Below are 4,493 nucleotides of genomic sequence, written 5' to 3' on the forward strand. Positions count from 1 at the left end.
AACGGAGTAGCTCAGAAGCTATCCTAGCGGGCTTTGCGCCTACCGGGGGGCGGCAATGGGAGGGCTGCCGCGGTGCTGGACACCTTGGGCCCCACTTTGCGGCTGCCGGCCCGGTGGCCGCCTGTCTAAGATGAGGGCAGGGAGGGCGCCCGGGCGTTCCGTAACATGGCCCAGTGGCTGGTTTCACGCGACAATGCGCCGGCGGCACTGCGCTGTCGCGTTTCCCCCGGACCCCTCACGAGCCCCATGCGAACTTTTGTAATGCGCGCGCGCGCCGCGCCCACCGACCGCCAGAAGCTGCTGGCCTCGGTGGGGCAGGACGCCCATACCGAAATCCTGGCGCACACGCTGATGAACGCCATCTTCGTGGCCCAGTCGCACCGCGCCGATGTGGTGGTCTATCTGGTGCTGGAAAGCACCCAGGACTTCTCGCGCACGGTGCGTTTCGAGGTCAATGCCATGCACGAGTTCAACGGCTTCCACGAGGCCGCGCTGCTGGGCAAGGTGGCCAAGGCGCTGGATGTGTCGCAGGGCATGGGCAAGGAACAGAGCCGGCCGGTGGAATCCGGGGTCACGGTGCGCACGCTCAGCTTCGAGCGGCTGATGCAGGAGCTGGCCGAAGACCACCAGCTGTTCCTGATGGACCCCAAGGGCACGCCGATCGGCGAGCAGGTGTTCGCCGACAAGCCGTGCTTCGTGCTGACCGACCATATCCCGATGCCGAAGAAGGTGATCCCCAGCCTGGAACGGATGGGCGCCAAGAAGATCACGCTGGGGCCGACGATGCTGTTCGCCTCGCAATGCGTGGTGTTGATCCATCACGCGCTGGACCAGCGCTGAGGCCGGGGCGCCTCAACCAAATGCTTCCCCCGATGTTTCCCAATGGCCACGTACAGGCGCAGTGCTTTGCGCCTGGCGGTGATGCCGATCCGATCAGAGATGCACGTCATGACGAAAAGCTACGATCCCCCTCTTACCGTGGGTTTGAACGGTCCTCTCTATCGCGTCGACAAAGCGATAAAGCTGGCCCAGAAACGGCTCGATACCGCGATGGACGCAAAGCGTCTGCACACCAGCCACAGTCTGGCAAACGAGGTGGTCAAAGAGGCGCGCGAAGCGCTGCGCAAGGCGGAGCAGGCGCGGGTGCTCAAGATTGCGGAGCTCGGCGCGGCGGCGGAAAAATACCGGCAGCGGCCGGCGTAATCCGTTGTTGTTGGCTCCCCGGTAATCAAGCGCCCCGCACTGCGGGGCTTTCTGTTTTCCGCGGCCACGTCGCGCGCGTGCGGCGCGCTGCAGGCACATATCGCGACGCGGTGCCGGAAAAACACCGGGCCCCCGTGCTGCGTTGCAGGTTGGCGGGCGTTGCGCGGGGTTGCTAGGCTGCGGAACGTTTTTCTTTGCGGGTGTGGGCATGGATAGAAGGCGTTTTATCGGCGGTGCGGCACTGGCGGCGGCACTCCCACTGACCGGCCTGCAGGGCGCAATGGCGGCGACGGCCGCGCCGCGCCGGTTGTTGCCGCCGGCATTGAACAAGGGCGACACGGTGGGGCTGGTCAGCCCGTCCGGTGCCACCAGCGAGCGGCTGGGCCTGCAGTTGGCGGGCGAGGCGATGGAAGCGCTGGGCTTGAAGGTGAAAACCGGTGCCCACTACGGCGCCCGCCACGGCCATCTGGCCGGCACCGATGCCGAGCGGGCCGGGGATTTGAACGCCATGTTCGGCGACAGGCAGGTCAAGGCCATCGTCTGCGTGCGCGGTGGTTCCGGTGCGGCGCGGCTGCTGCCGATGCTCGACTACGCGCGCATCCGCGCCAATCCGAAGGTGCTGCTGGGCTATTCGGATATCACCGCGCTGCATTGCGCGATCCAGGCCAAAACCGGGCTGGTGACCTTCCACGGCCCGATCGGCGCCGGTAGCTGGCCGCGTTTCAACGTTGACCAGTTCGAGCGCCTGTTCTTCAACCGCGAGCTGATGAACTACCAGAACACGACCGGCAGTGATGACGAGCTGGTGCCGCGCAAGAACCGTACCGTGACCCTGCGTGGCGGGCGCGCACAGGGCGAGCTGATCGGCGGCAACCTCACCGTGTTGACCGCGCTGGCCGGCTCGCCGTACCTGCCGGACTTCACCGGCAAGATCCTGTTCCTGGAGGACGTGGCCGAGGCGCCGTACCGCATCGACCGGATGTTCAGCACCTTGAAGCTGATGGGCGCGCTGGACAGGATCGCCGGCTTCATCTTCGGCGACTGCAACGACTGCAAGCCGGGCGATGGTTATGGTTCGCTGACGTTGGACCAGATCCTGGATGACTACATCCTGCCGCTGGGCATTCCGGCCTATACCGGCGCGATGATCGGCCACATCCGCGAGCAGTTCATTGTGCCGGTTGGCGGCAAGGTGGAGATGGACGCCGATGCCGGCACGTTCCGGCTGCTGGAGCCGGTGTTCCAGGCGCCGGCGGCCAAGGGCTGAGCCCGGTCCGCCGCGGATGCCAGATGGACAAGGCCCCGCCGTGCGGGGCCTTTGTCGCCTCAGGCGTGCTCAGTCATGCATTTCCCTGCGCCGGCCGCGCGCCTGTCCATCGCCGCCGGGGTCTGGCCGGTGGTCTCAGTCAATAGCCGTCGCTCGTCAGCGCCATGACGTCGATGAAGCGCCCCGTGGCATCGAACCGGCATCTGAATTGCTTGATGCCTTCGCTGCCCTTGTCGACCGTACCGTCGATCGAGGTGCTGCCGTCCTTGGCGCGGGCGACCGGATCGGTCTTCACATAAGCAGGCCGGGTAGCAAACATCCCGGATACCTCGCCACGACAAAACGCCGGCATGTTGCCTGGGGTTACAACGGGGCCACGCGCGGCCGGTGAGGCGGCCACAGTGGGCTGTGCAGCGTGAGACGCACCGCTCACGTCGGCCGTCGTGTGCATCTGGCACACGCCGTTCGCGCCGCCGCGTCCCGTATACGAGGCCGACAGCGTGCCGTCCGGGTTCTTGGACAGCGAGAGGGTCGTGCCGGTCGCCGCATCCCTGGCTTCGTAGTAGTTATCGTTGAATTTCTTCAGTACGGCTTCCTTGCCATTCACGTACACCGGCCCGCCTTCATCACCATGGACCTCCAGTCCAAGAGGACAGGTCGCGTTGAAGAGCGGCAGCCCGCCGCTGGATGCGGCCCATGTTGGCGGACTGATGAGCAGGACCAGGCCCATGGTGATTCCGATACGCATGATGTTGCTCCTGGACAGATAGGTGTGCCGCTGGCGCGGGCGGGAGTGGGGAGCGCCACGTTACGCCGATTCTCGTTGCGATGCCGTCAAGCGCACGGTCGGCCATCTGGCAGATCGTTGTCGTTGGGTGAGATCCAGCGGGTCCACTCGGGTTGGTGCTGGTGCCCTGCCGGTTTGGCGGTAAGGTCCCGTTGATCTGGCAGTGGTACCCGACTCGATGGCCGTACATACAACCTGAGGGCAAGAGATGAGTTTCAACCGATGGCAGCGCGCTGCGCTGCTGATGTGTGTGATGGCATTGCCTGCGGTGGCGGGTGCGACCGGGGGCACGCCGGCGCCGGGCAAGGTGCTGATGCTGGGGGCTTTCCACTTCGCCAATCCGGGGTTGGATATGGTCAAGTCCGGCGTGATCGACGTGATGACCCCGGCCAACCAGGACTATCTGGACGGGCTGGCCACGCGGCTGGCGGCCTTCGCGCCCACCGATGTGCTGGTGGAGTGCGAGGCGTCGGCGCAGCCCCGGCTGGATGCGGAGTTTGACGGTTACCGGAAAGGCACCTTCGCGCTGAAGTCCAACGAGACCTACCAGATCGGATTCCGCGTGGCGAAAGCGGCGGGACTGGACCGGGTGACCTGCTTTGACGAGGGCCAGGTGGGCTGGGAGGCGGAGCCGATGTTCAATTACATCAAGGCACACGATCCGGCGATGCAGGCGGCAATGGAGGCGACGTTCAAGATGTTGTCCGAGCGCACCGGGCAGGAGCAGGCCACGTTGTCGCTGCCGCAGCTGCTGCAGCTGCTGCAGCTGAGCAACGATGTGGCGCGTGATCGCGAGAACAAGGATCTGTATATCCGCACCAATGCGGTGGATGCCGGTGGCAGCTTTGCCGGTGCCGATGCCTCGGCCAGCTGGTGGCACCGCAATTTCCGCATGTATGCCAACGTGCAGAAGGCGGCCGCGCCGGGCCATCGCGTGCTGGTGATTGCCGGCTCCGGGCACACGGCCATCCTCAAGGATCTGCTGGCCATAGACAGCCAGCGGCAGGCCGAGGAGGTGAGCGGGTACCTGACGCCGTGATACCGGCGGGACAGTACCGGGTTCATTGGCCGGGCGAGCAGGGTGCCGGTCCGCGCCGGGATGGGGCATGACTGGCACGAATGCGGTGTGGCCGTCGGCGCAGTCGCGGTAGCGCCGGGGCGGCGCCTGTCCTGTTCAACGGGGACGTCGAGCAGGTGGTGTTGCCAGGGGGCGGCCCGTGCCGCCGGGGGGTGTGG

5 protein-coding genes are annotated in these 4,493 nt (G+C 65.9%); 4 read left to right on the top strand and 1 reads right to left on the bottom strand.

What is annotated here, in order from left to right; translation table 11 throughout:
- Positions 1–246: 246 nt before the first annotated feature.
- The 3 genes from trmY (at position 247) to JCM9942_RS11220 (ending at position 2,470) form a co-directional block, all read left to right on the top strand.
- Positions 247–840 carry a tRNA (pseudouridine(54)-N(1))-methyltransferase TrmY gene (gene trmY, locus JCM9942_RS11210; RefSeq protein WP_054659711.1) on the top strand — a complete coding sequence of 198 codons (594 nt, stop codon included), beginning with the start codon at positions 247–249 and terminating at the stop codon, positions 838–840.
- A 66-nt stretch (positions 841–906) separates the two neighbouring features.
- On the top strand, positions 907–1,203 hold the full coding sequence (locus JCM9942_RS11215; protein WP_256202367.1) for a hypothetical protein: 297 nt from the start codon (positions 907–909) through the stop codon (positions 1,201–1,203).
- A gap of 208 nt (positions 1,204–1,411) precedes the next feature.
- Positions 1,412–2,470, top strand: a complete 1,059-nt coding sequence (locus tag JCM9942_RS11220) for a S66 peptidase family protein (RefSeq protein ID WP_054659713.1) — start codon at positions 1,412–1,414, stop codon at positions 2,468–2,470.
- 139 nt (positions 2,471–2,609) lie between these two features.
- Here JCM9942_RS11220 and JCM9942_RS19665 read toward each other — a convergent pair whose 3' ends face one another.
- Positions 2,610–3,218, bottom strand: coding sequence for a hypothetical protein (locus JCM9942_RS19665; protein WP_199398904.1), 609 nt, complete (start codon positions 3,216–3,218; stop codon positions 2,610–2,612).
- A gap of 247 nt (positions 3,219–3,465) precedes the next feature.
- Between JCM9942_RS19665 and JCM9942_RS11230 the strand changes: the two genes are divergently transcribed.
- Positions 3,466–4,296 carry a DUF5694 domain-containing protein gene (locus tag JCM9942_RS11230; protein ID WP_054659715.1) on the top strand — a complete coding sequence of 277 codons (831 nt, stop codon included), beginning with the start codon at positions 3,466–3,468 and terminating at the stop codon, positions 4,294–4,296.
- Positions 4,297–4,493: the final 197 nt, after the last annotated feature.

This window comes from Stenotrophomonas pictorum JCM 9942 (assembly GCF_001310775.1).
Lineage (GTDB): Bacteria > Pseudomonadota > Gammaproteobacteria > Xanthomonadales > Xanthomonadaceae > Stenotrophomonas > Stenotrophomonas pictorum.

Bases quoted from the DNA above. Each gene is read 5' to 3' on its own strand.
- JCM9942_RS11230 (WP_054659715.1), top strand. From the start codon at position 3,466: ATGAGTTTCAACCGATGGCAGCGCGCTGCGCTGCTGATGTGTGTGATG.
- JCM9942_RS11220 (WP_054659713.1), top strand. From the start codon at position 1,412: ATGGATAGAAGGCGTTTTATCGGCGGTGCGGCACTGGCGGCGGCACTC.
- JCM9942_RS19665 (WP_199398904.1), bottom strand. From the start codon at position 3,218: ATGCGTATCGGAATCACCATGGGCCTGGTCCTGCTCATCAGTCCGCCA.
- trmY (WP_054659711.1), top strand. From the start codon at position 247: ATGCGAACTTTTGTAATGCGCGCGCGCGCCGCGCCCACCGACCGCCAG.